Genomic DNA, 24,070 nt, shown 5'->3' with positions numbered 1-24,070 from the left:
GCAACCCAATGGCGAACGAAACCCCTCGCTCCGGGCACACCGCGGGTGCCTTCGACATCCGGGTGATCATCGCGGCGCTGTTCGCGATCTACGGGCTGGTGCTGCTGGTCGTGGGGGTGGTGGCGACCGCCCCGGAGGACGTCGCGAAGGCGGCGGGCATCAACATCAACCTGTGGAGCGGCGTCGGCATGCTGGTCTTCACCGCGCTCTTCGTGCTGTGGGCGAGGTTGCGGCCGATCAGGGTGCCGGACGAGTCCGCGCACCAATAGCCGGACGGCGAAGCGCCGCGTCCCGCTCCGGCGGGTGCGGCGCTTCGCGCTGTCGAGGGCGAGGTAAGAGCGGGCCGTGCCGTCAAGCGAGCTGTGCCCGTCGCGAGCCGTGCCCATCAAGCGGGCGTGCCGTCGAGCGGGCCCCGTGCCCGTCGTGAGCCGTGCCTGCCGGTCGAGCGAACTGTGCCCGTCGAGCGAACTGTGCCCGTCGCGAGCCGTGTCCGTCGAGCGAGCCGTGCCCGTCGCGCCGACCGCTCCGGTCGAGCGGCCGCGGCTTCTGCTCAGCCGAGCGCGGCTTCCGCTCAGCCGACCGGAAGCTTCGCCTTCACCGCCCGTGCCGCGTTCAACGCGTTCGCGCACGGGTCCATCGGGATCTTGTTGTTGTTGTTGTAGACCTGCACCTGGACGCGCTCGATGCCGTTGACGTTCGCGGGCGTGCGGCGGTGCTCCCACTCGACCCGGCAGCTGTTCAGCTCCGACGACGGCAGCACCGCCGCCGCGACGCCGCCGATGTCGGCGGGCGGCAGCGTGCCGGTCTCCGGGGTGCCGGTGGCGAAGTCGACCTTGAGGTCCACGCCGTTGTCCGCGTGCCAGTCGCACGCGTAGATCCCGGCGGGCTCCGGGGAGGCCGTGACTCCCATCGTGGTGTCGCGCACGACCACGGGGTCGAGCGTCGTGCAGGGGTCGATCCCGGACAGCTCGGCCGGGCCGCGGTCGGCGATCGGCGGATTGGTGCGGATCTGCTCGACGACCTCGTGCATGATCTGCACCGCGGCCGAACAGGGATCGGGCAGCTCGGTGTCGAGCTGGAGCTGCATCGACCGCGGCGACGACAGCATGCCCTCCGCGCCCTGGTAGGCGACCCGGACGAAGCAGGGGTCGGAGTCGGCGGTGATCTCGGCGGGCAGCCCGGCGATGCGGTGCTTGCTGAAGTCGAAACCGTCGGCCTGCAGGTACAGGGTGACGTTGAACGGCCCGCCGTCGTGGGTCTTCATGAAGTTCGAGCACGCGCCGAGATCGCTGAGAACGTCACCCGCGGGCTGTCCGTGCTCGCTCAGGTCCGTGCCGCGCAGCAGCGCGCACGGGTCGACCGCACGCAGCTTCGCGGCCGTCAGCCGGTCGTCGAAGAACGCCGCGCTCTCGACGTCGGGCTTGGCGACCGGCACGGTCTCCCGCTGCCCGGTGGTTCTCTCCGTTCCGGCCGAGCATCCGGCGACCGTGAGGACGAGAGGCAGAACGGCGATCAGCGACGCGTACCGGTACACGCGGGTCACACTATCGAGCGGATCAGTGCACGTGGTCGGGAACGTGCTGATTCGGGCGCGACCGATGCCGCTGGAGAGGCCGTCACCGCACCGCTTCGTCGCTCTGCGTGACACGACGGCAGGTGATCGGGTGGGGACACCACCGTGTCGTTGTGCCGGGCGCTGCCGGAGATCAGGTGAGGGAGCGAGTACAACTACACCAACGTTGCGGTGGAAGCACAGGTCGTCGCCACCCGGTCGGTGATGACGGGGTGCCGGTCGGCTGACCCGCGGAAACCGGACGAAGAAGACATCCGGCGGCGTCCGCTCCCTCCGGTGGTCGCCCTTTCGTGGCGACATTCCGTAGGCTGCAGGATTACAACGACCAATGAAATGGTGGGAGGCCAGCGATGACCGGGACCGCCCGTGGCAGCGTCGAGACATCGACCGAGGCGGAGTTGGATCCGCAGCCCACGTTCGAATCGCTCGATCCGCGCACCGGTGAGGTCGTCGGCCGGCACCCCGTACACGACGCCGGTGAGGTCGGCGAGGTCGTCGCGGCCGCCCGCAAGGCCCAGCAGTGGTGGTCCGACCTGGGCTTCTCCGGTCGCAAGCAGCGGTTGGACGCCTGGCGCAAGCTGCTGCTGCGCCGGCTCGACGAGCTCGCGGGCGTCATCTGCGCCGAGACCGGCAAGCCGCTCGACGACGCCCGCCTGGAGCTGGTCCTGGTCGTCGACCACCTGCACTGGGCCGCGGCCAACGCCGAGAAGGTGCTGCGCCGCCGCAAGGTGCCGTCGGGCTTCCTGATGGCGAACCAGGCCGCGACCGTCGAGTACCTGCCGTTCGGTGTGATCGGAGTCATAGGTCCCTGGAACTACCCGGCTTTCACGCCGATGGGCTCCATCGCCTACGCGCTGGCGGCGGGCAACACCGTCGTGTTCAAGCCGAGCGAGCTGACGCCCGGAGTGGGCGAGTGGCTGGCGAAGAGCCTCGCCGAGGTCGTACCCGAGCAGCCGGTGCTCAGCGTGGTGACCGGCTTCGGGCCGACCGGGGCCGCGCTGTGCGAGTCGGGTGTGGACAAGGTCGCGTTCACCGGCTCCACGGAGACCGGCAAGCGCGTGATGGCCACCTGCGCCCGCACCCTCACCCCCGTGCTGGTGGAGTGCGGCGGGAAGGACGCGCTGATCGTCGACGCCGACGCCGACCTGAGCGCCGCCGCCGACGCCGCGGTCTGGGGCGCGATGTCCAACGCCGGGCAGACCTGCATCGGCGTCGAGCGGGTGTACGTCGTCGACGCCGTCGCCGACCGGTTCTTCGACCTGGTGACCGAGCGCGCCGCCAAGCTGCGGCCGGGCGGCGAGCCCAACGCGAACTTCGGGCCGATCACCATGCCCTCGCAGGTGGACGTGATCCGCGACCACGTCGACGGCGCGCTCGAACGCGGTGCCCGCGCGCTGGTCGGCGGCGGGCACTCGGTGCGGCCGCCGTTCGTCGAGCCGGTCGTGCTCACCGACGTGCCGCCGGACGCGGCCGCGGCCACCGAGGAGACCTTCGGCCCGACCATCGTCGTCGAACGGGTGCGCAGCGCCGACGAGGGCGTCGAACGCGCCAACGACAGCCGCTACGGGCTGGGCGGCACGGTGTTCTCCCGGGCGCGCGGCACTGAGCTGGCCCGGCGCCTGCGGAGCGGGATGGTCGCGGTGAACTCGGTGATCGCGTTCGCGGCGGTCCCCGCGCTGCCCTTCGGCGGTGTCGGCGACTCCGGGTTCGGCCGGATCCACGGCGAGGACGGCCTACGGGAGTTCACCCGGGCGCAGGCGGTGACCAGGCTCAAGTACCGCATCCCGCTCAACCCGATGACGTTCGGCCGCTCGAACCGCACTGTGCGGCGGCTGGTCCGCCTGCTGCGCCTGTTCCGCGGGCGCTGAGCAGGGCCGACGCACGCAGCCGACGTCCCCGCGCCGACTGGGTGGCAGGCCCCTCCGCCTGGACGCCGGCGCCAGACCGCTGCGGTCGAGGCGTGCGCGACGCGCCATCGAGCCCCGCACGGTCCGCCGAGCCTCGGGCCAGGAGGTCGGCTGAGCCTTGGCAGGTCGCCGAGCGTCCGGTGCCTGAAGGCCCCCGAGCCGTGCATGGTCCGCCGAGCCCCGGACCTGGAAGTTCGCTGGGCCCTGCGCACGACGGGCCGCCGAGCCCGGGCCTGGACGTCTGCCGAGCCGTGAGCCTGGAGGCGCCAAGCCTGCCCCGCCGTCCAGCCTCCGTGGCTGTCCTCCCGGCGGGGCCTCTCACCGCGAGCCGGCCGGAGGCCCCGCACGTCGCAAGGGCGCGGCACAAGCCCTGCGCCCCGCGCGCCCTTGCCTCCGCGACCGCGGCGCGGAACGATCCGCGCGTGGGCGGCGGGCGCCTCGCCCGCTCCCGGCCGCGATCGGCCGGGCGACGGCCCGCGAACGTGTGAGGATGCGATGTAGGCAACCTTGCGTGCACATTTGCGCCTGGGTCCATCGGACGTTCGCCCGCACCGGCGGTCAAGGAGGACAGCGGTGAAGAAGATCATCAACGAGCCCGCGGACGTGGTCGCCGAATCGCTGCGGGGCATGGCGGCGGCGCATCCCGAACTGCTGCGCGTCCGGACCGACCCGGCCGTGGTCGTGCGCGCCGACGCCCCGGTGCGGGGCAGGGTCGCGGTGATCTCCGGCGGCGGTTCCGGCCACGAGCCGCTGCACGCCGGTTTCGTCGGCCCTGGCATGCTCGCCGCCGCGGTGCCGGGTGCGGTGTTCACCTCGCCGACCCCGGACGGGGTGCAGGCCGCGATCAGCGAGACCGACGGCGGCGCGGGCGCGTTGCTGGTGGTCAAGAACTACACCGGCGACGTGCTGAACTTCGAGACCGCCGCCGAGCTTGCGGAGGCGGAAGGCACCGAGGTCCGCACGGTGCTGGTGGACGACGACGTGGCGGTGAAGGACTCCACCCACACGGCGGGCCGCCGGGGCGTCGGTGGCACGGTGCTGGTGGAGAAGATCGTCGGTGCCGCGGCCGAACGCGGTGCCGGGCTCGACGAGTGCGAGGAACTGGGCAGGCGAGTCGTGTCGCGGGTGCGTTCGATGGGCATGGCGCTCACCGCACCGACCGTGCCGCACGCGGGGGAGCCGAGCTTCTCGCTGGGGCCGGACGAGATGGAGATCGGCATCGGCATCCACGGTGAGCCCGGTCGCGAGCGGCTGCCGCTGGAGAAGGCGGACGCCGTCGTCAGCAGGCTCCTCGACGCCGTCATGGATGATCTTCCGTATGCCGACGGCGACGACGTGCTGCTGTTCACCAACTCCATGGGCGCCACCCCGCTCATCGAGCTCTACCTCGCGCACGGCATCGCCGAGCGGCTGCTCGCCGAACGCGGCATCCGGGTCCGGCGGCGGCTGGTCGGCCCCTACACGACGAGCCTGGAGATGCAGGGCATGAGCCTCACGCTGCTCAAACTGGACGATGAGCTCACCGAGCTGTGGGACGCACCGGTGCACACCGCGGCGTTGCACTGGTGACCGAGGAACAGGTGGACCTGATGGGTTGCACAGCACAGGACGTCGTCGCCGCGTTGCGCGCCGGCGCCGAGATCGTGGCGGCGCACCGGGAGGAGCTGATCCGGCTCGACCGGGAGATCGGCGACGCCGACCACGGCGAGAACATGGACCGCGGCTTCCGCGCCGTCGTGTCCAAGGTGGACACCGCCGCGCCCGAGACACCGGGTGCGGTGCTGAAGATGGTGGCCACGGTGCTGATCTCGACCGTCGGCGGGGCGTCCGGTCCGCTGTACGGCACGGCGTTCCTGCGGGCCGCGGCGGCGGTCGGCGACGCCGCGGAGCTCGACGGCCCGGCCGTCGCCGCCGCGCTCAAGGCGGGGATGGAGGGTGTCGCGGCGCGCGGCAAGGCCGTCACGGGCGACAAGACGATGATCGACGCGCTCTCGCCCGCGGTCGACGCCGCCAAGGCCGCGGCCGACGCGGGCGAGGGGCCGGTGAAGGTGCTGTCGGTGGCCGCAGAAGCCGCCCACGTCGGCGCGCAGGCGACCGAGCCGCTGGTCGCGCGCAAGGGCCGGGCCTCCTACCTCGGCGAGCGCAGTGCAGGCCACATCGATCCGGGGGCGCGGTCGACGGCGTTGCTGCTGTCGGCGTTCTCCGAGGCGGCGAGGGGCGGACGATGAAGACCGTCGGACTCGTGATCGTCTCCCACAGCGAGAAGCTCGCCGAGGGCGTCGTGGAGCTGGCCCGGCAGATGGCTCCGGAGGTGCGGGTCGTCGCCGCGGGCGGGCTCGACGACGGCAGCGTCGGCACCGACTTCGAACGGGTGTCCGCCGCGCTTTCCGACGCCGACACCGGCGCGGGCGCCGTGCTGCTCTACGACCTGGGAAGCGCGCAGATGGTCGCGGAACTGGCCGTCGAGTCGCTGGGCGACCCGCGGACCGCGATCGTGGCCGACGGGCCGTTGGTCGAGGGCGCGGTGGCGGGCGCGGTCGCCGCGCAGGGCGGCAAGGACCTCAAGGCCGTCGTCGAGGCGGTGCAGACCGCGGGCGGGCCCTCGGAGCTGGCGGGCGGAGGCGGGGAAGCCGAGGCCCCGCCGCAGGAGGAAGTCCGCGAGGAACTGGAGCTGGCCAACGAGGTCGGTCTGCACGCGCGTCCGGCCGCGCTGGTGGCCCGGTGCCTGACCGGTCTCGACACCGACGTCACGATCTCGCTCGGGGACAAGGAGGCCGACGCCGCGAGCGTTCTCGGCGTGATGGGGCTCGGAGCGCGCAAGGGGCACCGGATCGTGCTGCGCGCGAGCGGTCCCGACGCCCGGGAAGCCGTGCAGCGCATCCTCGACCTGGCGTCCCGCAACTTCGACGAGTAGCAGTCGCGGGAGGGGCCTGCCGACGCGCGGTCCCTCCTCGAATCTCCTTGTCGCGCCGGAGGTTCGCGTGGCGGAAGTCGCAGCGGTTCCGGCTCGTCCGACCAGTACCCGTTCGGGTGTCGCGAGGTTAGGCTGAGCTGATGCCGCCGCGTCCCCGCTTCCGCTGGATGGCCCTGCTCATCGCCGGACTGCTCGTGCTCGCCGGATGCGTCGGCGGCCCGGCCGGTTCGGGCCCGGTGGCGGGCGGCGGGAAGCCGTCCGCGTCATCGGCCGGCGTGCTCGGAGACCTGCGCACCTTCGACCCCTGCTCGGTCGCCGACCCGGCTGCGCTGGCCCGGTTCGGTCAGGTCACCGACGCCGGGACGGTCTCGCTCGACTACTGCCTGCACCGCGTCCAGCTGGCAGACGGCTCGGTGGTGCAGGTCGCGGTGGGTGAGCTGGCCGAGTCCACACCGGACCAGCCCGGCGGCGGGGCACCGGTCGTGGCGCGTGGGCAGTTCCGCGTCCGCCAGGAACCCCCGCTGCCGGGGCACTGCGCGCGGGACGTGCTGTTCGACGACGGCATCGCGATGCGGGTCAGCGCCGACCTCCTCAGCGGCGATCCCGGTGCGGGACTGTGCGCGGTCGCCGAGACCGGTGCGGACGCCGCGGTCGGGGCGATGCAGCAGCACCGGGCCGGGCACCGCGCCTACCCGCCGGACTCGCTGGCCGTCGTCGACCCGTGCACCGTGCTGGACTCCGCGGTCGTGCACGAGGTTCCCGGCCTCGAACAGACCCAGCCGCGATCCACCCCGGCTCGTCACCAGTGCCAGTGGGGCGAGCAGAACGCGGAGTCGCCCCGGGTGCGGCTCGTGCACACCGCGGGAGACCCGCCCAGGGTGCTGCACGGGGCGGCGGTGGAGGAGGAGATCGCCGGACGCCGCACGGTCGTCAGCATCGTCGGCGGCGACCCGAGCGTGCCGCTGTGCTCGGCCGAGACCGGCCACATCCCCTTCGGCGACCCGGCCGGGCGGCAGGTGGAGGTGGCGATGCTGGTCGTGGCGGTCCCGGGCGCGGACGGCATCGAGGCGTGCGAGTACGCCAGGGGCCTGGCGCAGTCGGCATGGCCGCGTCTGCCCTCGTCGGGAGGCAGCGGTTAACGTGGGGCCATGCCCCGCCGAAACCGTCCCCGTCGCCCGAACGGGCCTGCCACCGGCGGCGGTGCACGTCCGATGGGCACCGGTTTCGGTTGGTCGCGCGTGGAGGAGGGCCCGGACGGCGACTGGATGGTCCGCACCGTCCCGGCCGCCCAGGCGACGAAGGACTACCGGTGCCCCGGCTGCGACCACGAGATCCGCGCCGGCATCGGGCACGTGGTGGCCTGGCCCGCGGCCGACCACGGCGGCGTGGACGACCGCAGGCACTGGCACACCGGCTGCTGGAACGCCCGCAGCCGCCGCGGACCGACCCGCCGGTGGTCGTGACCCGCGCACCGTCTCGGCGCTAGCGCCGCATGCCGCCGTGGCCGTTGTGACGACGGGCACGACTTTTCCGCAGCCGACACGAACGCCTGGTCAGCGCCGCCGGTGGCTTCTGCCGACGCGCGGATCCGGCACGGCCGCACATCACACCGTGCGCGCCACCCGTTCGTGGCAGGATCGAGGCGATGAGTACTCCGATCCGCGCGAACACGGTGCTGCCGGCCCGGCGCGAGCCGATCACGCTGCACACCGCCGACGATCTCAAGCTGGTCGGCGAGCTGGCGCTGCCGGAGAGCGGCGAGCCGAAGGCCACCCTGGTCTGCCTGCACCCGCTGCCCACTCACGGCGGCATGATGGACTCGCACATCTTCCGCAAGGCCGCCTGGCGGTTGCCGGCGTTGGCCGATCTCGCTGTGCTGCGGTTCAACACGCGGGGCACAGCCAGCGAGGCCGGCCGCAGCGAGGGCAGTTTCGACGGCGGCAAGTCCGAGCGTTTCGACGTCGCGGCGGCACTGGAGTACGCCGAGTTCAGCGACCTGCCGAACGTGTGGCTGGTCGGCTGGTCGTTCGGTACCGACCTGACCCTCGTGCACGGCCTCGACCCGCTGGTGCGGGGCGCGGTGCTGATCTCGCCGCCGTTGCGCTGGAGCACCGAGGACGACCTGCGCGCGTGGGCGGAGTCGGGCAAACCGGTGCACGCGCTCATCCCGGAGTACGACGACTACCTGCGTCCGGACGAGGCCCGGCGCCGGTTCGCCGCGATCCCGCAGGCCCAGGTCACCGGCTTCCCCGACACCAAGCACCTGTGGGTCGGCAAGGCCGAGGACGCGCTCGACGCGATCGCGGGCGCGGTGGCGCCCGACGTCCCGACGCCGCTGCCCCGGACCTGGGACGGCCCGTCGGAGACCCGGCAGGTCACCATCGTCGAGTCCTGATCCCCCGGCGCACAGGCGCAGGGCCGCGACGGCGGCGCGTCTCCGGCAGGATGGGGCTCGTGCATTTCATCGAATCCGGAGTCGGAACTCCACTGGTACTGCTGCACGCCTTCCCGGTCGACGCGCGCATGTGGAACGCGGCGCGGACGTCGTTGGAGGAGCACGCCAGAGTCATCGCCCCCGACCAGCGCGGGCTGGGCGAGAGCGCGCTGCACGGCGCCTCCACCGGTGTCGACGAGCCCGCCGGTCCCGTCGTGCGGGACCGGCCGAGCATGGCCGCCGCGGCGGCCGACGTCATCGCCCTGCTCGACGAGCTGGGTCTGGAGCGGGTCGTGCTGGGCGGCTGCTCGATGGGCGGCTACGTGGCGATGGCGGTGTTGCGCGCCGCGCCCGAGCGCGTCGCCGGGCTGGTGCTGGCCGACACCAAGGCCGTCACCGACAACGAGGAGCAGCGCGCGAACCGGCTGAGCGCGGCCGACCGCGCCGAACGCGAGGGCACCGACGGGTGGCTGTCGGAGAGCACGCTGCCGAACGTCCTCGGCACCACCACCCGCGCCGACCGCCTCGAGGTCGTCAACGAGGTCCGCGACATCATCGAGACCCAGCCGCCGGAGGGCGTCGCGTGGGCGCAACGCGCGATGGCCGACCGCCCGGACAGCACCGAGCTGCTGCGCGGATACAGCGGTCCGGTGCTGGTTGTCGTGGGCGAGGAGGACGTCATGACCCCGCCCGACAGCGCGGCGGAACTCGCGGGAACGCTGCCCAACGCCGAACTCGTGCGCATCCCCGGGGCCGGGCACCTCTCGCCGGTCGAGACCCCGGCCGCCTTCAGCGAGGCCGTCGCCTCCTGGCTCGGCCGGATCTCCTAACCCGCGGGCACATAGGTCATAGGTCCAGCCGCCGGTCCGGATGGCCTTTGGCCGCCGGTCGGGCCGATCAGGTCGCGGGGCACGTCCACTCCGGTCGCTGGTCCGGATAGCTTCGGCTGCCGCCGGTTCGAGTGGTCCGGCTGAGCTCGGAGCGGCCACGTCGGGTCTGGTGGACGGCCAAGGTTGTTCGGCCGCCGCCGGTTCGACTGGTGTGGCCGATCAGGGAGCGGGCCGGGCGGGTTCGGCCGCTGGCGAGGATTGTCGGCCGCCGATCCCGCCGGCTGGTCTTGCCGCCGCATACGTCAGCGGTCCGGACGGTTCGGCGGCCGGTCCAAATGCTTGGCCGCCAGGCCGGATGCGCGTTGGCGACCGGCCTGGCGGCCTGAGCTTTCCGGGACCGCGCTGCGTGTCAGCGAGGGTCCATCCCGGCCGGGGGGCCGGTAGTCGCGCCGGACGAGCCTGGGCCTGGGCGCCCGTCCGGGACTTCGACCGGTCGCCCGGCCTGGGCGGCGGGTCAGCCGCCCGGCCGGGACCGCTTGTCCACTTTGGCCGGTCCGCCCTTGCCGGCCGTGCCGTCGGGCACCGGGAGCTGGATCCGCCGGGTCGGCGGGTCGTGCGGGTTGGTCCCGCCCTGGAAGGCGCCGCGCTGGATCTTCTCGGTCGGACCGTCGTCGGCGGTGGTCTTGGCCGCCTCCTGCTTGGCGGGCCCGGTCTGCGGAGTTCCAGGCTGCGAGGCTCCAGTCGGCCCCACCGGCTTCACCTGCCCCGTGGGCTTGGCCTTGCCCTGGGAAGGCTGCTGGGACTGCGCGCCGCCGTGTCCGGAGTTCGCCGCACCGCCACCGTTTCCGCCATTGCCCGCGGCACCACCGTTGGCCGACGCGCCGCCGTTGCCGGACGGGCCGCCGTTGGCGGAGGCACCGGTCGCGCCCTCCGGGCCCGAGCCGCCGGGCCGGTCGGCCGCGACGTTTGCCTCGGCGACCTTGCGCGCGTGCTCGCGCGCCTCGGCCGCGGCCTCCCGCAGCTTGGCCTCCTCGGTGTCCTCCTCGGCCAGCCGCTCCAGCAGCGGAGTGGTCTGGCCGAGCAGGCCGGCGGCGTCGCGCAGCTTCGCCGCGACGGTGTCGCGCAGCTCGGTGAGCGAGTGCACCTGCTCGTCGGCCTTGGTGAGCCTGCGCTGGACCTCCTCGGTCGTCGCGCCCAGCCGCCGCTCGGCGTCCTTGCGCGCCTCGTCGACCAGGCGCCTGCTCTCCCGGTCGGCCTCGTCCAGCAGCCGCTTGTGCTCCTGGGTCGCCTCGTCGACCAGCCGCTTGCTCTCGCGCCTGGCGTCGTCGATGAGCCGGGTGGCCTCCTCGGTGCACTCCTTGACCATCAGCTCGGACTTGTCGGTGGCCTCCCGGACCATCCGCTCGGCCACCTGCTGCGACTTCTGCTCGCGGCGCGTCGCGGCGTCGGTGGACTCGCGCTCGCGCTTCTCGGCGGCTTCGGTGGATTCGCGGGTGAGCTTCTCCGCCTTCGCGGTGGCATCGCTGACCAGCCGGTTCGCCTCGTCGGTCGCCTCGCGGACCCGCCGGTGCGCCTCGTTGGTGCCCTCGCGCAGGCGCCGGTTGGCCTCCTCGGTGGCCTCGCGGACGCGGCGCTCGGCGTCGGCCTTGCTGGTCGCCTCCTGCTCGGCGAGGGTGCGCATGGACTCGGTCCGCCGGGCCGCCATGGCGATCTCGAAGTCCTCTTCGACCTGGACCCGCCGCGCCTCGGACTCCTCGTCCGCGCGCTTGCGGTTCTCCTCGGCCTCCCGCGTGATCCGCTCGGCCTCGGCCTTGGCCTTGTCCATCAGCGCGCGGTGCTCGGTCTCCATCTCACCGCGCCGCTGGTCGACCTCGGCGATCAGCTTCTCGTAGCGGGTGCGCAGGTTGCTCGCCTCGGCCTCGGAGCGGGCGCGCGTCTCGGCGGCGTCCTTCTCCGCGCGGGCGCGGATGTCGTTGGCCTCGTCCTGGGCCAGCCGCAGCATGCGCTGCAACCGCTCGCTGAGCCCCTCCAGCGTTGTCGGGGGCTTGGACAGCCGCTCGACCTGGCCGCGCAGGTTCTCGATCTCCGAACGCGCCGACTCCAGCTGCTTGGACAGATCGTTCGCCTGGGAGACGGCGGCATCCCGGTCGGCGGTGAGGATCCGGAGATCGGCGTCGATTCGCTCCAGGTGTTCGTCGACCTGTGCGCGGTCGTACCCGTTCTTTCGAGCGAGGTCGAAGCCTGATCCCAGTGGTAGCAGGTCACGGTCGTCGGCAAGGCCCATGGCACTCAACGCTACCTGGAACTCGGCCGTGTTGTGGGAGGTGTGGGCCTGATGACCGGATTTCGTGGCGCGCACGTCTCCAGGTGGGCGACGAGCGGCGGCCACGGCGGTGTGGCGGCGCCCGTCCGCCGGGTGCCGTAGGGCTGTCGGAAGCGGTCGCGGACCGGTGGTCCGATCGGATTGGGCCTTTCGCCCCACAGGGCTTCGGAGCGCGCTCCCGGGGCGATGACCAAGCGTGCAGGGCTAGTCCGTTTGGACTAGTACCAATCGGGTGCCCGTGCCGTCGAACGCAGTACGTAGTCGAGTGTCGGATGGACGCGATTCGCCGCTCAAACGGGGAAAAATACCCGTTCAGGGAGTCTTGACCGGCTGGCCAACCAATACGACCATTTGGAGTAGGACATCCCGTCTGTGGAGGTGATCGACGTGGCCAGTAGGTCCGAAGGAGCGACTGCGAAGCCGTGGATGCGGTGGCAGGACTGGGTCGGCGTGGTGCTGGGTGCCTACCTCGTGCTCGCGACGCTGTGGACGTCCACCAACGGCAACGCGATGTCGGCGATGATCGTGCTGGGCGCGCTGCTGGTGATCGCCAGCGTGTGGTCGTTGGCCATGCCGGGCTCGATGACCAGCGAGTACGCCCACATGCTGCTCGGAGTCCTGCTGTTCATCTCGCCCTGGGCACTGGGCTACACCGACTACATGGGCGCCGCGTGGACCTCCTGGGTGGTCGGCGTGCTGGCCGTGATCGCCGGTGCCGCCGCGCTCCCCGAGGCCAACGCCGCGCACCAGCGGGGAGTGGCCGGACAGCACTGACGCAGGGGCGTCCGAGCGAGGTCGGCGCGGTCCGGGCGCACTCCGGGCCGCGCCGCACCTCGGCGGACGGCGACTTTCCAGGGCTGCATGCGATGCAGCGGCAGGCGAAGGAGCTCCACACCGGATGCCCGGAGGCTGGAGGTCGCGCCGATGGCACGGGGACCAGGTGCGGCGAACGCGGCGGGCCGGAGGTCCAAAGCGGACGAACCCGGAGCCGGCGGTACGGACCAGGAGGTGGGTGCGCGCGAGCGGATCCTCACGGCGGCAGGTGAGCTGTTCGCCGAGCACGGCTTCGACGCGACGCCGACCTCCCGGATCGCCGAGCGGGCGCAGGTGCCCAAAGGACTGATCCACTACTACTTCCGCCACAAGCAGGACCTGCTGACCGCGCTGGTCGACCGGTTGCCGGAGGAGGCGGTCGAGTCCGACGGGGTCGCGGTGCGCGGTGACGTCGCGGGCAGCCTGCGCAGGCTGGTGCTCGAGTTCGACACGCGGCTGGAGTCGTCGCTGCTGCTGAGCCACCTGCTGTGGCGCGAGGCCGACACCCACGTCGCGTTGCGGGAGGCGTTGCAGACGCGCTTCCAGGCCGTCGTGGACCAGGTCAGGCGGGTGATGGAGGCGGCGCTGCCGACCGGACGCAAGGGCGGCGACGTGGACACCGCCGCGATGCTCTTCGCGCGGCTGATCAACTACCGGCACGCCGTCGCGCGCCGGGGAGAGCACGACGACGAACTGGAGCGCGAGATCGGCTTCATCGCGCGCGCTCTGGAACTCAGCGTCGGCGGGATGACGAAGGCCCCGAAGCCCGCCTGACCCATGCCGTTCTCGCGGTGGTCATGCGGCGGCGCTCGCGTTGCCGCGGCTCTCGTGCGGCGCTGCTCGCACGGCGCGGTCGAGCCGCGCGCCATGCTTCCGTGCTAACACGCTCGCGCGCTCCCGAGAGGGTTTACCGCACGCTCGGTCATCGGAAGCACGGTGTCGCGCACTTTCGCGTGTCACGCTTCCGCGTTGAGGCCGCAGTCCGGCGTCGCGGACGGAAATTCACGACGCAATCCTCCACGGTGTCCACATCGGAGTGCCGCCGCATCCCGCCGCGCCGCCGCGCCGCGCCGCATCCCCGCGCCGCTACGGATCTCCGCCGCGCCGCTACGCGCCGCGGCACGCCGTGTCGTTACTGCGCCGGCTCGACCAGTTCCACGAGCACGCCGCCCGCGTCCTTCGGGTGCACGAAGTTGATGCGGCTGTCGGCGGTACCGCGCCGCGGCGAGTCGTAGAGCAGTCGAAAACCCTTGGCGCGCAACGCCTCCGAGGCCGCCTCGACGTCGGTGACGCGGTAGGCGAGCTGCTGCAGGCCGGGCCCGCTGCGGCCGATGAACTTCGCGATCGCCGAGTCGTCCCGCATCGGTGCGAGCAGCTGGATCTGCGTGGCACCCGAGGCGTCGCCGGGCGCGCGCAGCATCGCCTCGTGCACGCCCTGCTCCTCGTTGACCTCGATGTGGGCGACCTCCAGGCCGAAGGTCCGCCGCTGGAACTCGATGGCTGCGTCCAGGTCGGGCACCGCGATGCCGACGTGGTCGATGGCGGTCACCAGCCCGCTCAGGTCCTCGTGCATGCCGCGAGCCTAGCCCGCGTCCGATGTGGCGGGAAACAGGTGAAAAGCGGCAAATGAACAGTCTCTTTCCTTGATCGAGTTGCCCCGATCGGTGGAGTTCGACGAGCACGTCCCGAACGAGCATGTCGATAATTCACGACCGAAGGGGGCACTATGGTTACCAAGCAACCTGTCCGCCCGTGCTCCGTCCTGCTCGCCGTTCTGCTGGGGGCCACCACGGTGTTCGCGCCGGTCGCCTCGGCTGCCGGGGCGGACGGGACCATCTCGGGCGGTGGCGGGGAGAATCCCGAGGAAGTCCGGCTGAAACGCGAACGGGCGTGGGTGGCCGAGAACGCGCCGCTGCAGTTCGGCGCCGAGCCCTACGCCGCGGTCCAGGCCGCCGCCGCCAAGGCCGTCGAGCAGGCGGAATGCCAGGTCAGCGCCGAGGCGGCGACCAACCTGACGCTGGCCACCACCTGGCCGGAGGTGGCTGGGTCGGGCGAGCCGCCCTCGCCCATGACTCTTTCCCGGTACGACGACCAGGCGTCGCTGGCCGATCCCGAGCAGCGCGCCGACGGGCTGTTCTTCAACCCCGGCGTGGGCATCTGGCAGCTCGACTCGGCGGGGCTCGGCGCGAAGGAGACCGCGGCAACCGCGATCGACTCGGTGACGGCGGCCGAGAAGATGGCGCCCTACATGCTCGGCAAGTTCTGCGACGCGGTGAACGGCGGCGCGTCGACGGCGTCGGCCCGCTCCGCGGCCTGGAAGGACTGGCACGCCTGCGACGGCGGCGCCTGCGAGAAGATCTTCCAGCGGCTCGGCTCGCAGCAGGTGACCAAGGTGGACGGCGTGGGCCGCTACGGCGGCGCCGAACCGCGCAAGTGCACCTACGAGGGAGCCCAGTACGACTGCCTGTACGTCGATCCGGCCAAGGCCGAGGGCGAGGACGCCTGGACCTCGCCGGACTTCGGGCCCGCACCGGTGCCCGCGCCGTTCTACGTCTTCACTTACGCCGAGGGCGGCAAGGACTACGAGGTCCGCTACTGGCTCAAGGGCGACTCCGGGGCGAGCGGCGACGTCTCCGCCTCGCGCGAGCTCGGCGTGAACGCGCGCAGCAAGCTCTCGTGGGCCGACGAGACGACGCTGTGCGACACGACCGCGGGACGCGGCAACTGCTGACCGGCGCCTCGGAGAGCCGCCCGCGCCGTCGGGGTGCGGGCGGCTCACCGAGGTCAAGCGCGGCCTGGTGTCAGCACCAGTCCCAGCGCGTCCCGCTCTGTGGGCGTCCTCACAAGCGGCACGGCGTGCCACGCTGGGTATGGTCCCCAGTGCGTCCGAGACCCCATGATGGTGGTGCGACGCGGCAACGCAGCACGTCGACGAACGGACCGGGAGGCAGCGGTGGGAACTTCTGTGATCGTGGCCGGGGCGCGCACCCCGATGGGGCGGCTGCTCGGCTCGCTCAAGGACTTCTCCGGCGCCCAGCTCGGCGGGGTGGCGATCAAGGCCGCCCTGGAGCGCGCCGGGGTCGAGCCCGAGCAGGTGCAGTACACGATCATGGGCCAGGTGCTGACCGCGGGCGCCGGGCAGATCCCCGCCCGGCAGGCGGCGGTCGCGGCGGGCATCCCGATGGACGTCCCGGCCCTGACGATCAACAAGGTCTGCCTGTCCGGCCTCGACGCGATCGCGCTGGCCGACCAGCTCATCCGCGCGGGCGAGTTCGAGATCGTGGTCGCGGGCGGCCAGGAGTCGATGACCCAGGCGCCGCACCTGCTCGGCAAGTCGCGCGAGGGCTTCAAGTACGGCGACGTGCAGATGCTGGACCACATGGCCCACGACGGCCTGTTCTGCGCGTTCGACCAGGTCGCGATGGGCGCGTCGACCGAGAAGTACAACTCCCGCTACGGCATCACCCGCGAGGAGCAGGACGCCTTCGCCGCCCGCTCGCACCAGCGGGCGGGCGCGGCGGCGAACTCGGGCGTGTTCGCCGAGGAGATCGCGCCGGTCACCGTGCCGCAGCGCAAGGGCGACCCGGTCGTGGTCGACACCGACGAGGGCGTTCGCCCGGACACCACCGCCGAGGGTCTGGCCAAGCTGCGTCCGGCGTTCGCGCCCGACGGCACGATCACCGCGGGCTCGGCCTCGCAGATCTCCGACGGTGCCGCCGCCGTGGTGGTCATGAGCAAGGCCAAGGCCGAGGAGCTGGGCCTGACCTGGCTGGCCGAGATCGGCGCGCACGGTGTGGTCTCCGGCCCCGACGCCAGCCTGCACGAGCAGCCGTCGAACGCGATCAGGGCGGCCTGCGCCAAGGAGGGCATCGAGCCCGGCGCGCTCGACCTCGTCGAGATCAACGAGGCGTTCGCCGCGGTCGGCGTGGTCTCCAGCAAGGCGCTGGGCCTCGGCGAGGACAAGGTCAACGTCAACGGTGGCGCGATCGCCCTCGGTCACCCGATCGGCATGTCGGGCGCCCGGCTCGCCCTGCACCTGGCGCTGGAGCTCAAGCGCCGCGGCGGCGGAACCGGCGCGGCGGCCCTGTGCGGCGGCGGCGGTCAGGGCGACGCGCTCGTCGTGCGCGTGCCTCGGAGCTGACCGGACTCGGGGAAACCCTGACCGAACCCGGAAATCCGGGTAGGAACATGATCAACTGGACGGGTCGCCGCTACCCTGGGGGCCATGAAGTGGCTTCCAGGCGGATGGCAGCGGGCCGACTCGGCGAACGACGCGCGCAAGACGGTGCCTCGGGGCGAGGTCGGTGACCGGGGCACCGCGCGCTACACCTCCGAGCAGTCCGCGCGGGGTGAGGACCGGACCGTCCGCGCGCAGCCGCCGCACTCCGCGCCACCGCCGGGCCGGGCGGTGCCGGTGGTGCTGGGCGCCGACGCGCAGGACGTCGACGTCAGCGCGAGCAGCTTCCGCACGCTGCTGATCGGTGGCGGCATCAGCGGTCTGCTCACCGTGCTGTGCGCGGCGACGCTGGCCAACAAGGGCTCCACGGTCGGCATGTGGATCTGGCAGCTCGTGTTCGGCGTGATCTTCCTGTGGTTCGCCACCTCGTCGCGGGGCATGCTCAGCAGCCGGGGTTTCCTGTTCGACCGCGGCGGTTTCTACGCCCGCACGCGCGGTGAGGTCGTGGGCGTGTCGTGGGACGAGATCGCGGCCGTGGGCGTGGGCACCCTGCCGTGGATCCAGCACAACCGGCCGGTGCCGCCGGACCGCAGGGTGGCGCTGGAGTTCTACCCGGCCGACGCCGGCTTCGCCGCCCGGCACCCGGAGTTCGACCGCTGGCGGATCGAGGAGCCGCCGTCGATGCCCGGCCTGCCCGGCGAGCGGTACCGCTTCCACCTGCCGCCGTTCAGCAAGCTGGCGCGTTCGGTCGAGCACGCCGTGCAGACGGTGGCGCCGCGCAAGTGGGTCGGGCACTACAAGCGCGAGCTGCCCGCGCCGACGGCAACCTGACCGGGGCCGCTTGCGAAGCGGTGCGGGCTGAGTCCCGCACCGCAGCGGCTGAAACACCTTCTCGGCGGCCGTCGAGGCGCGGCGCGCTCCTCAGTCCGACTGCCAACCGAGGCTGTCGAGCGGGTCGCCCGGGTGGAGCAGCGGTTCGTCCGAGGCGAACGTGCGCGCCACGCCGCGACCGGTGGTCGCGGTCTCGAACCGCACCGTGACCCGTCCCAGCCCGGCTCCCTGCACCCAGCCGTGCCCGTGCTCGTCGTGCCGGACGTCGTCGCCCGCCCGCCAACCCCGCGCCGTCGGCGCGGCCTCGGGTACCTGGGTGTGCTCGACCGACTGGGTGCTGACCACGACCTCGGCACCGGGGCTCTCGAAAAGCGCCTCCTGCTCGGAGTTCGCCAGGCCGGAGTAGGAGACCCCGACCAGCCGGATCGGGGTGCCGGGCGGCACCGCGACCGAGGTCAGCCTGCGCGCGGCAGCCGCGAGCGTCGCGGCGTCGCTGGTGGCGCTCGCGAACGTCTCGGCGCGGCTGATGGTGGTGAAGTCGGAGTCGCGCACCTTCACGGTCACCGTCTTGGCGGCGCGGCCGGAGGAGACCAGCCTGCGGTGCGCGTTGTCGGCCATCCCGGCGACCTCGGCCAGCAGCCGCCCCTGGTCGGTGATGTCGACGTCGAACGTCGTCTCGGCGCTGACCTGCTTGGCCTCCGCGCGCTCCTCCACGGGGTGGTCGTCGATGCCGTGGGCGAGCCGGTGCAGCTCGGTGCCGTGCGCCTGGCCGAGCAGGGAAGTGACGTCGCCCAGGTGCAGCGCGGCGAGTTCGCCGATGGTGTGCACGCCGATCCGGTGCAGCTTCCCCTCGGTGACCGGCCCGATGCCCCACAGCTTCCGCACCGGTAGCGCGGACAGCAGCTCGATCTCCTCCTGCGGCGGCACCACCAGCGCGCCGTCGGGTTTGGCCAGGCCGGAGGCGATCTTGGCGAGCTGTTTGCCGGAGCCGGCGCCGATCGACGCGGTCACCCCGGTCTCGCGCCGCACCCGCTCCCGCAGCCGGGCCGCGAAGCGCTCGACGGTCGCGGGCTCGGCACCGGCCAGCTCCGCGGGCTCCATGAACGCCTCGTCGATCGACACCTGCTGCACCACCTCGGAGACGTCGCGAACGATGCCCAGCACGCGCTCGCTGACCGCCGAGTAGACCCGGAACCGCGGCGGCAGCACCACCGCCACCGGGCAGAGCCGCCGGGCCTCGGCCATCGGCATCGCCGACCGAGCGCCGTAGGTGCGGGCCTCGTAGCTGGCGCCGGCGACCGTGCCGCGCGGCCCGAGGCCGCCGACGAGCACGGGCCGCCCGCGGACGGTCGGCCGGGTGAGCTGCTCCACGGACGCGAAGAACGCGTCCATGTCCATGTGCAGCACCCACCTCCGCATGACTCCATTGAACGGTGTGCGACCGACATCGCAGGAGCCGGTACGGCGGACCGGCGGGTCCGCTGAACGCGAATCGGATGGCTGGTCCGCCGGTAGGATGGTGCTTCCGGAGGATGGTGTCTCCGGTCAGCGATCGCCGATCCGACGGAGATGGTCTCCATGGGCTTTGTCGGTGCACTCTTCCCCGGCCGCAAGCTCAGGCACGAGGGCGACCAGGGCGCACCCGGGCGCGAGCACGACCCGGGCGGGCCGCTGGACCTCGACCGCGGTGTGGTCTTCCTCGCACCGCCGAACCAGGACGCCGCGCAGCCTTCCGAGCAGGCGTCGACCGGCGCCGAAGAGGACGACGTGGCTGCCGACACCCGTGACGACAGCGGCGAAGACGGGCCCGTCCCGGACTGAGGCGGAGCACTCGGGCTCTTCCGCGTCTCGCCCGCTGATCTGCCCCGGGCAGGTTGGCTGACGGGTCATCACAGCCGGGACTCGGATCGGGCAAGCCGGCGTCGATGCGCGTTCCGCTCCGTTACTGTTCCCCGGAACAGGTGGCCACCGAAGTTGGAGCGCGCGTGGTGTGCGTCACCGCGCGTGTCCGATTTCGGTGGCCTCGCCGCGTGTGGAACGGAGGAGCGGACGTCGTGCAGCCGCAGGAGTCGTACCCGGGGTCCGGCCTGGACCAGGCCGAAGCGGTGGAGGACGGCACCGCGCTGATCGGTCACATGACGCCGCAGCCGACCCGGGTGGTCGGCGGCAGGCCGCAGGAGCCGACGCCCGAGCAGATCGGGCGCGACTGGAACCGCATCAGCGCCCGCATCGCGGAGCTGTTCAGCACCGGTGTCCCCGACAACGACCCGCGCACGCAGCACGCCATCCACGACCACTACCGGTGGATCTGCCACTTCTGGACCCCGGACCGCGACTCCTACCTGCGCCTGGCCACGCTCTACGTGAGCCACCCCAAGTTCCGCCACCGCATCGAGCGCAAGAAGCCCCGCGGCATGGCCGCCTACATGCGGGACGCGATGACGGCCTACGCCTGGTCCCGCCTGCGCTGAGCGGCGACGGCGGCCGGGTCACATGTGCCGCAGGTAGAGGTCGGGGTCGGTGAGGTAGCGGCGCCAGTGGTCGACCACGTCCAGGTCGGCCCACGTGGTGCGCCGCGTGCCGTGCTCGCCGACCTCGACGATGTCGGCGCCCGGAGTCGCGGCGAGGATCGGCGAGTGGGTGGCGCAGACGACCTGCGCCCCGCTTCGCGCGAGCTCGCGCATGAGGCCGACCAGTTGCAGGCACGAGGTGAAGCTCAGCGCGGCCTCGGGCTCGTCGAGGACGTAGAAGCCGCGCTCGCGGAACATCGCGGAGAAGACGGTCAGGAAGCCCTCGCCGTGGCTCATGGTGCCGGTGTCGTCGTCCCAGTAGCCGGGGAGCCCGCTGACGCTGTTCAGCAGCCCGAACGCCGTCTCGGCGCGCAGGAAGAAGCCCTTCTTCCTGTTGCGGGGACCCGAAAGCATCCGCGCGCCCGCCGCGGTGGTCTCCAGCTTGAGGACCTCGCCCAACGGGGTTCGAGGCCGGTCGTTGGCGTACTTGCGCCCTGCCTTGCCGCCGTGCGAGTCGAGCTTGAACCCCTCGGCGATCGCCTCGACCAGCGTCGACTTCCCCGAGCCGTTCTCGCCGACCAGCATGGTGACCGGCGAGTCGAAGCCCAGCCCGCGCTCGGCGAGCTCGGCCACGCACGGCACGGTGTAGGGCCAGACATCGAACGAGTCGGGCCGGTCGGCCCGCGGGATGTAGGCGCGGCGTACGAGCACCCGGCCTTCCTACCAGGAAATGTTTCAGAAGTGGTTTGCGTGGCGGTGTGGGTGGCGGAACCTCAGTGCCTGCCTGCCCCCGGCCGCCATCGACCATCGGCCCGCCACCGACGACCGGCCCCCTGAGGTCCGCGCCACCGGGAACCGCCCCACCGACGGCGAACGCCCCCGCCACGCTTAGCCGCGGCGGGGGCGCAGGTGTCCGGCGAACTCAGCACTCCGACTTGTAGAAGTACTGGGACTGCGCCTGCATGTTGTCCTTGGTGATGGCGATCATGTTGGTCCTGGTCTCCCGCTCGACCGGCTGGCCCTTGATCGCCGCGATGGCGCGGTCGACGCCTTCGCGGCCGATGGCCGCCGGGTCCTGCGCGATCAGCGCCTGCACCCGCCCGTTGCGCAGGTCCTCGACCTGCTTGGGGCTGGCGTCGAAGCCGACGAGCTGCACCTGGCCCGACCGCCCGGCGTTGGCCAGCGCGGTGCCCGCGCCCTCACCGGTGTTGAGGTTGGTGGCGAACACCCCGACCAGGTCGGGGTTGGCGGCCAGGGTCGCCGAGACGATCTGCGCCGCCGTCGCGGGCTCGTTCTCGGTGTACTGGGTCGGCAGCAGCCGCAGGTTCGGGTGCTTGGCGATCTCCTCCTCGAAGCCCTTGGCCCGCTCGTCGGTGGTGGAGGTGCCCGCCTTGGTGTTGAGCGCGAGCACCGCGCCCGGCTTGCCGCCGGTGAGCTGTGCGAGGGTCTGGGCGGCGAGCTTGCCGCCCGCGTAGTTGTCCGACGACAGCGACGCGACGGCGATGGAGCGGTCCTCCAGCGCGGTGTCGACCTCCACGACCTGGACGCCGTTGTTCTTGGCCTGCTGCAACGGCGCGGCCAGCGCCTTGTCGTCGGTGGGGGCGATGATCACCGCACCCGGCCGGGTGCCGATGATGCCGGTGAGCATCTGGGACTGCTCGGCCTGCTCGAACTTCTCCGGGGCCTGCGCGTTGATGTTGTAGCCCGCGGCGGCGGCCTGCTGCTTCGCGGCGCACTCCATGGAGACGTAGAACGGTTCGCCGCGCATCCCGGTCAGCAGGGCGAGGTTCCTGTTGTTCGGGTCGGTCTGGCCGCCACCGGTGTCGCCGATCTGCCCCGAGCCGCAGCCGGCCAGCAGCAGCACCGACGCCACCGCCAGGATGTGCCTTCTCATCGATTACCTCCACACGCCGTTGTGCCGAAAGCTCTGCCGAAGTCCAGGCGTCAGCGGCTGTTGCGCGCCCGCCTCCGCCGCTGGTCCATCCACACCGCCGCGACCAGCACCGCGCCGACCGCGATGGGCTGCCAGAAGGGGCGCACGCCCGCCATCACGAAGCCGGTGTCCAGCACCGCCGGGATGAACACGCCGATCACGCTGCCCAGCACGGTGCCGACACCGCCGAAGAGGCTGGTGCCGCCGAGCACCACCGCGGCGATGGCGTTCAGGTTGTCGTTGCTGTGCCCGCTGATCGTGGTGGTGCCGAAGTAGGCCAGCGACATGAACCCGGCCAGGCCCGACAGCACCCCGGTCAGCGCGTAGACCGCGACCAGGTGGCGGGTGACCCTGATGCCGGAGCGCCGGGCCGCCTCGGCGTTGGAGCCGATCGCGTAGGTGTAGCGGCCGAAGACCGTGGTGTGCAGCAGCCACGCCCCGAGCAACGTGACCACCGCCGCGAGGATGACGAGGTTCGGCACCACGCCGAAGGAGGTGCCGGTGCCGAGGGTCTGGCGCAGCGCGGTCGGCACTGTCCGGACGTCGATGCCGTTGGTCAGCAGCTGCGCCGCGCCGAGAGCGGCGCCGAACGAGCCGAGCGTGACGATGAGCGCGGGCACCCGGGCCACCGCGACCAGCAGCCCGTTGAGCACGCCCCACACCGCGCCGCCTGCCAGCGCGACCACGAGCCCGGCCGCGATGACGCCCCAGCCGGCGTGGGTCGCGTCGCCGCCGGAGAGCGCCTCCATGGTCTGCGCCGAGACGACGCCGGCGAAGACCAGGACCGAGCCGACCGACAGGTCGATGCCGGAGGTGATGATCACGAAGGTCATCCCGACCGCGAGCATGAGCAGCGGTGCGGCCTGCACCAGCAGGGTCTGGATGTTGAACAGGGTGGGGAAGGCGTCCGGCCGCAGCGCGCTGAACAGCAGGCACAGCGCGACGAGCACCAGACCGGTCCACAGCGTGTTGGAGCCGGAGAGCCGGGCCGCCAGGCCCTTCTGCGCGTCGTCGGGGGTCGCCTGCACCGGAGTCTTCTGGGTGGCGCTCATCAGCTCTCGTCCTCCGTGGACAGGGCACCGGTCATGGCGCCGACGAGGTCTTCCAGGGTCGCGTCGGCGGCGCGCAGCCGCGCCACCCGCCTGCCCAGCCGCAGCACCTCCACCCGGTCGGCGACCGAGAGCACCTCCGGCATGTTGTGGCTGATCAGCACCACCGCGATGCCCGAGTCGCGGACGCGGCGGATGACGTCGAGGACCCGCTCCCGCTGCACCACGCCGAGCGCGGCGGTCGGCTCGTCCATGAACACCAGCTTGTCGGCCCACGCCACCGAGCGCGCGACCGCGACGCTCTGGCGCTGGCCGCCGGACAGCGAGCCGATCGGCACGTCGAGGTTCTGCAACGTCACGCCGAACTTCTCGAACTGCTCGGCGGCGCGGGTGCGCATCGCCGGCTTGTCGAGCATGCCGAGCTTGCCCAGCAGACCACCGCGGCGGATCTCGCGCCCCAGGAACAGGTTCGCGGCCGGGTCGAGGTCCGGTGCCACCGCGAGGTCCTGGTAGGCGGTCTCGATGCCGTGGGAGCGGGCGGCGCCGGGCGAGTCCAGCGTCACCGGTTTCCCGGCCACCTCGATGGATCCCGAGTCCGGCTGCTCGACCCCGGAGAGGCATTTGACCAGTGTGGACTTGCCCGCCCCGTTGTCGCCGATGAGCGCGACGACCTCGCCGGGGTGGGCCGAGAAGGAGGCGCCGCGCAGCGCCTCCACGCTCCCGTAGTGCTTGACGAGCTCGCGCGCCTCCAGCAGCGGTTGGCTCATGGGTTCCTC

Annotated in this window: 24 protein-coding genes; 16 read left to right on the top strand and 8 right to left on the bottom strand. The window is 72.4% G+C overall.

Annotation, left to right across the window (positions count from 1 at the left end; genetic code table 11):
• Nucleotides 1-8 precede the first annotated feature (8 nt).
• Nucleotides 9-269 carry a hypothetical protein gene (locus tag SACE_RS30020; protein WP_009944300.1) on the top strand — a complete coding sequence of 87 codons (261 nt, stop codon included), beginning with the start codon at nucleotides 9-11 and terminating at the stop codon, nucleotides 267-269.
• Between the two features lie 302 nt (nucleotides 270-571).
• Here SACE_RS30020 and SACE_RS30015 read toward each other — a convergent pair whose 3' ends face one another.
• A complete protein-coding gene (locus SACE_RS30015) occupies nucleotides 572-1,534 on the bottom strand; it encodes a DUF3558 domain-containing protein (RefSeq protein WP_011874993.1) in 963 nt (320 codons plus the stop codon).
• Nucleotides 1,535-1,923: 389 nt separating this feature from the next.
• Here SACE_RS30015 and SACE_RS30010 point away from each other — a divergent pair, with 389 nt between their 5' ends.
• The 8 genes from SACE_RS30010 (at nucleotide 1,924) to SACE_RS29975 (ending at nucleotide 9,658) form a co-directional block, all read left to right on the top strand.
• Nucleotides 1,924-3,441 (top strand): aldehyde dehydrogenase family protein, encoded by a 1,518-nt coding sequence (locus SACE_RS30010; protein ID WP_009944302.1) that lies wholly within the window; start codon nucleotides 1,924-1,926, stop codon nucleotides 3,439-3,441.
• Nucleotides 3,442-4,053: 612 nt separating this feature from the next.
• Entirely contained in the window at nucleotides 4,054-5,049 is a 996-nt protein-coding gene (gene dhaK / locus SACE_RS30005) for a dihydroxyacetone kinase subunit DhaK (protein ID WP_009944303.1), read from the top strand.
• 20 nt (nucleotides 5,050-5,069) lie between these two features.
• The gene (gene dhaL / locus SACE_RS30000) at nucleotides 5,070-5,708 is read left to right on the top strand and encodes a dihydroxyacetone kinase subunit DhaL (RefSeq protein ID WP_011874992.1); all 639 of its coding nucleotides are present in this window, start codon (nucleotides 5,070-5,072) and stop codon (nucleotides 5,706-5,708) included.
• Nucleotides 5,705-6,394 (top strand): dihydroxyacetone kinase phosphoryl donor subunit DhaM, encoded by a 690-nt coding sequence (dhaM, locus tag SACE_RS29995; protein WP_009944305.1) that lies wholly within the window; start codon nucleotides 5,705-5,707, stop codon nucleotides 6,392-6,394. Before dhaL ends, dhaM begins: the two co-directional genes overlap by 4 nt.
• A gap of 140 nt (nucleotides 6,395-6,534) precedes the next feature.
• The gene (locus SACE_RS29990) at nucleotides 6,535-7,533 is read left to right on the top strand and encodes a hypothetical protein (RefSeq protein WP_009944306.1); all 999 of its coding nucleotides are present in this window, start codon (nucleotides 6,535-6,537) and stop codon (nucleotides 7,531-7,533) included.
• 9 nt (nucleotides 7,534-7,542) lie between these two features.
• Complete coding sequence (locus SACE_RS29985; RefSeq protein ID WP_029621457.1) at nucleotides 7,543-7,857, top strand: hypothetical protein; 315 nt, start codon at nucleotides 7,543-7,545, stop codon at nucleotides 7,855-7,857.
• A gap of 182 nt (nucleotides 7,858-8,039) precedes the next feature.
• Complete coding sequence (locus SACE_RS29980) at nucleotides 8,040-8,789, top strand: alpha/beta hydrolase (RefSeq protein WP_009944308.1); 750 nt, start codon at nucleotides 8,040-8,042, stop codon at nucleotides 8,787-8,789.
• Between the two features lie 59 nt (nucleotides 8,790-8,848).
• The gene (locus SACE_RS29975) at nucleotides 8,849-9,658 is read left to right on the top strand and encodes an alpha/beta fold hydrolase (protein ID WP_009944309.1); all 810 of its coding nucleotides are present in this window, start codon (nucleotides 8,849-8,851) and stop codon (nucleotides 9,656-9,658) included.
• Between the two features lie 514 nt (nucleotides 9,659-10,172).
• Here the strand turns inward: SACE_RS29975 and SACE_RS29970 are convergent.
• Entirely contained in the window at nucleotides 10,173-11,942 is a 1,770-nt protein-coding gene (locus SACE_RS29970) for a coiled-coil domain-containing protein (protein WP_009944310.1), read from the bottom strand.
• 465 nt (nucleotides 11,943-12,407) lie between these two features.
• Between SACE_RS29970 and SACE_RS29965 the strand changes: the two genes are divergently transcribed.
• Both SACE_RS29965 and SACE_RS29960 read left to right on the top strand, forming a co-directional pair.
• Nucleotides 12,408-12,755, top strand: coding sequence for an SPW repeat protein (locus SACE_RS29965; RefSeq protein ID WP_009944311.1), 348 nt, complete (start codon nucleotides 12,408-12,410; stop codon nucleotides 12,753-12,755).
• 150 nt (nucleotides 12,756-12,905) lie between these two features.
• Nucleotides 12,906-13,568 carry a TetR/AcrR family transcriptional regulator gene (locus SACE_RS29960; RefSeq protein ID WP_009944312.1) on the top strand — a complete coding sequence of 221 codons (663 nt, stop codon included), beginning with the start codon at nucleotides 12,906-12,908 and terminating at the stop codon, nucleotides 13,566-13,568.
• Nucleotides 13,569-13,926: 358 nt separating this feature from the next.
• Here the strand turns inward: SACE_RS29960 and mce are convergent, their stop codons facing one another.
• Entirely contained in the window at nucleotides 13,927-14,367 is a 441-nt protein-coding gene (gene mce / locus SACE_RS29955; protein ID WP_009944313.1) for a methylmalonyl-CoA epimerase, read from the bottom strand.
• Between the two features lie 153 nt (nucleotides 14,368-14,520).
• Between mce and SACE_RS29950 the strand changes: the two genes are divergently transcribed.
• The 3 genes from SACE_RS29950 to SACE_RS29940 all read left to right on the top strand — a co-directional run bounded on the left by SACE_RS29950 (nucleotide 14,521) and on the right by SACE_RS29940 (nucleotide 17,802).
• Nucleotides 14,521-15,525 carry a hypothetical protein gene (locus tag SACE_RS29950; RefSeq protein WP_009944314.1) on the top strand — a complete coding sequence of 335 codons (1,005 nt, stop codon included), beginning with the start codon at nucleotides 14,521-14,523 and terminating at the stop codon, nucleotides 15,523-15,525.
• Between the two features lie 222 nt (nucleotides 15,526-15,747).
• Nucleotides 15,748-16,935, top strand: a complete 1,188-nt coding sequence (locus SACE_RS29945) for an acetyl-CoA C-acetyltransferase (RefSeq protein ID WP_031334358.1) — start codon at nucleotides 15,748-15,750, stop codon at nucleotides 16,933-16,935.
• 84 nt (nucleotides 16,936-17,019) lie between these two features.
• Nucleotides 17,020-17,802, top strand: a complete 783-nt coding sequence (locus SACE_RS29940; protein ID WP_009944316.1) for a hypothetical protein — start codon at nucleotides 17,020-17,022, stop codon at nucleotides 17,800-17,802.
• 90 nt (nucleotides 17,803-17,892) lie between these two features.
• Here the strand turns inward: SACE_RS29940 and SACE_RS29935 are convergent, their stop codons facing one another.
• On the bottom strand, nucleotides 17,893-19,221 hold the full coding sequence (locus SACE_RS29935; RefSeq protein ID WP_021341602.1) for a DNA polymerase IV: 1,329 nt from the start codon (nucleotides 19,219-19,221) through the stop codon (nucleotides 17,893-17,895).
• Nucleotides 19,222-19,380: 159 nt separating this feature from the next.
• Here SACE_RS29935 and SACE_RS29930 point away from each other — a divergent pair, with 159 nt between their 5' ends.
• Both SACE_RS29930 and SACE_RS29925 read left to right on the top strand, forming a co-directional pair.
• Nucleotides 19,381-19,623, top strand: a complete 243-nt coding sequence (locus tag SACE_RS29930; protein WP_009944318.1) for a hypothetical protein — start codon at nucleotides 19,381-19,383, stop codon at nucleotides 19,621-19,623.
• Between the two features lie 233 nt (nucleotides 19,624-19,856).
• Nucleotides 19,857-20,273, top strand: a complete 417-nt coding sequence (locus SACE_RS29925; protein WP_009944319.1) for a TipAS antibiotic-recognition domain-containing protein — start codon at nucleotides 19,857-19,859, stop codon at nucleotides 20,271-20,273.
• An 18-nt stretch (nucleotides 20,274-20,291) separates the two neighbouring features.
• On the opposite strand, the gene SACE_RS29920 is transcribed toward SACE_RS29925, so the two are convergent.
• From SACE_RS29920 to SACE_RS29905, 4 genes are all read right to left on the bottom strand, one after another.
• The gene (locus SACE_RS29920) at nucleotides 20,292-21,023 is read right to left on the bottom strand and encodes an AAA family ATPase (RefSeq protein WP_009944320.1); all 732 of its coding nucleotides are present in this window, start codon (nucleotides 21,021-21,023) and stop codon (nucleotides 20,292-20,294) included.
• A 211-nt stretch (nucleotides 21,024-21,234) separates the two neighbouring features.
• Nucleotides 21,235-22,206: an ABC transporter substrate-binding protein gene (locus SACE_RS29915; RefSeq protein WP_009944321.1), complete on the bottom strand. Its 972-nt coding sequence runs from the start codon at nucleotides 22,204-22,206 to the stop codon at nucleotides 21,235-21,237.
• A 50-nt stretch (nucleotides 22,207-22,256) separates the two neighbouring features.
• Nucleotides 22,257-23,297 carry an ABC transporter permease gene (locus tag SACE_RS29910; RefSeq protein WP_009944322.1) on the bottom strand — a complete coding sequence of 347 codons (1,041 nt, stop codon included), beginning with the start codon at nucleotides 23,295-23,297 and terminating at the stop codon, nucleotides 22,257-22,259.
• Nucleotides 23,297-24,061 carry an ATP-binding cassette domain-containing protein gene (locus SACE_RS29905; RefSeq protein WP_009944323.1) on the bottom strand — a complete coding sequence of 255 codons (765 nt, stop codon included), beginning with the start codon at nucleotides 24,059-24,061 and terminating at the stop codon, nucleotides 23,297-23,299. The genes SACE_RS29910 and SACE_RS29905 overlap by 1 nt, the downstream gene beginning before the upstream one ends.
• Between the last annotated feature and the right edge of the window lie 9 nt (nucleotides 24,062-24,070).

The sequence above is a fragment of the Saccharopolyspora erythraea NRRL 2338 genome, from assembly GCF_000062885.1.
Taxonomy (GTDB): Bacteria; Actinomycetota; Actinomycetes; order Mycobacteriales; family Pseudonocardiaceae; genus Saccharopolyspora_D; species Saccharopolyspora_D erythraea.
Note: the sequence above shows the minus strand (reverse complement) of the source record. Positions and strands in the feature narration are given on the sequence as shown.

What these genes read in the sequence shown, in the direction of transcription:
- dhaL (WP_011874992.1), top strand. Translation starts at nt 5,070, where the DNA reads ATGGGTTGCACAGCACAGGACGTCGTCGCCGCGTTGCGCGCCGGCGCC.
- dhaM (WP_009944305.1), top strand. Translation starts at nt 5,705, where the DNA reads ATGAAGACCGTCGGACTCGTGATCGTCTCCCACAGCGAGAAGCTCGCC.
- SACE_RS29915 (WP_009944321.1), bottom strand. Translation starts at nt 22,206, where the DNA reads ATGAGAAGGCACATCCTGGCGGTGGCGTCGGTGCTGCTGCTGGCCGGC.
- SACE_RS29950 (WP_009944314.1), top strand. Translation starts at nt 14,521, where the DNA reads ATGGTTACCAAGCAACCTGTCCGCCCGTGCTCCGTCCTGCTCGCCGTT.
- SACE_RS29935 (WP_021341602.1), bottom strand. Translation starts at nt 19,221, where the DNA reads ATGCGGAGGTGGGTGCTGCACATGGACATGGACGCGTTCTTCGCGTCC.
- mce (WP_009944313.1), bottom strand. Translation starts at nt 14,367, where the DNA reads ATGCACGAGGACCTGAGCGGGCTGGTGACCGCCATCGACCACGTCGGC.
- SACE_RS29930 (WP_009944318.1), top strand. Translation starts at nt 19,381, where the DNA reads ATGGGCTTTGTCGGTGCACTCTTCCCCGGCCGCAAGCTCAGGCACGAG.
- SACE_RS29990 (WP_009944306.1), top strand. Translation starts at nt 6,535, where the DNA reads ATGCCGCCGCGTCCCCGCTTCCGCTGGATGGCCCTGCTCATCGCCGGA.
- SACE_RS30010 (WP_009944302.1), top strand. Translation starts at nt 1,924, where the DNA reads ATGACCGGGACCGCCCGTGGCAGCGTCGAGACATCGACCGAGGCGGAG.
- SACE_RS29965 (WP_009944311.1), top strand. Translation starts at nt 12,408, where the DNA reads ATGCGGTGGCAGGACTGGGTCGGCGTGGTGCTGGGTGCCTACCTCGTG.
- SACE_RS29940 (WP_009944316.1), top strand. Translation starts at nt 17,020, where the DNA reads ATGAAGTGGCTTCCAGGCGGATGGCAGCGGGCCGACTCGGCGAACGAC.
- SACE_RS29970 (WP_009944310.1), bottom strand. Translation starts at nt 11,942, where the DNA reads ATGGGCCTTGCCGACGACCGTGACCTGCTACCACTGGGATCAGGCTTC.
- SACE_RS30020 (WP_009944300.1), top strand. Translation starts at nt 9, where the DNA reads ATGGCGAACGAAACCCCTCGCTCCGGGCACACCGCGGGTGCCTTCGAC.
- SACE_RS29905 (WP_009944323.1), bottom strand. Translation starts at nt 24,061, where the DNA reads ATGAGCCAACCGCTGCTGGAGGCGCGCGAGCTCGTCAAGCACTACGGG.
- SACE_RS29985 (WP_029621457.1), top strand. Translation starts at nt 7,543, where the DNA reads ATGCCCCGCCGAAACCGTCCCCGTCGCCCGAACGGGCCTGCCACCGGC.
- SACE_RS29980 (WP_009944308.1), top strand. Translation starts at nt 8,040, where the DNA reads ATGAGTACTCCGATCCGCGCGAACACGGTGCTGCCGGCCCGGCGCGAG.
- SACE_RS29910 (WP_009944322.1), bottom strand. Translation starts at nt 23,297, where the DNA reads ATGAGCGCCACCCAGAAGACTCCGGTGCAGGCGACCCCCGACGACGCG.
- SACE_RS29960 (WP_009944312.1), top strand. Translation starts at nt 12,906, where the DNA reads ATGGCACGGGGACCAGGTGCGGCGAACGCGGCGGGCCGGAGGTCCAAA.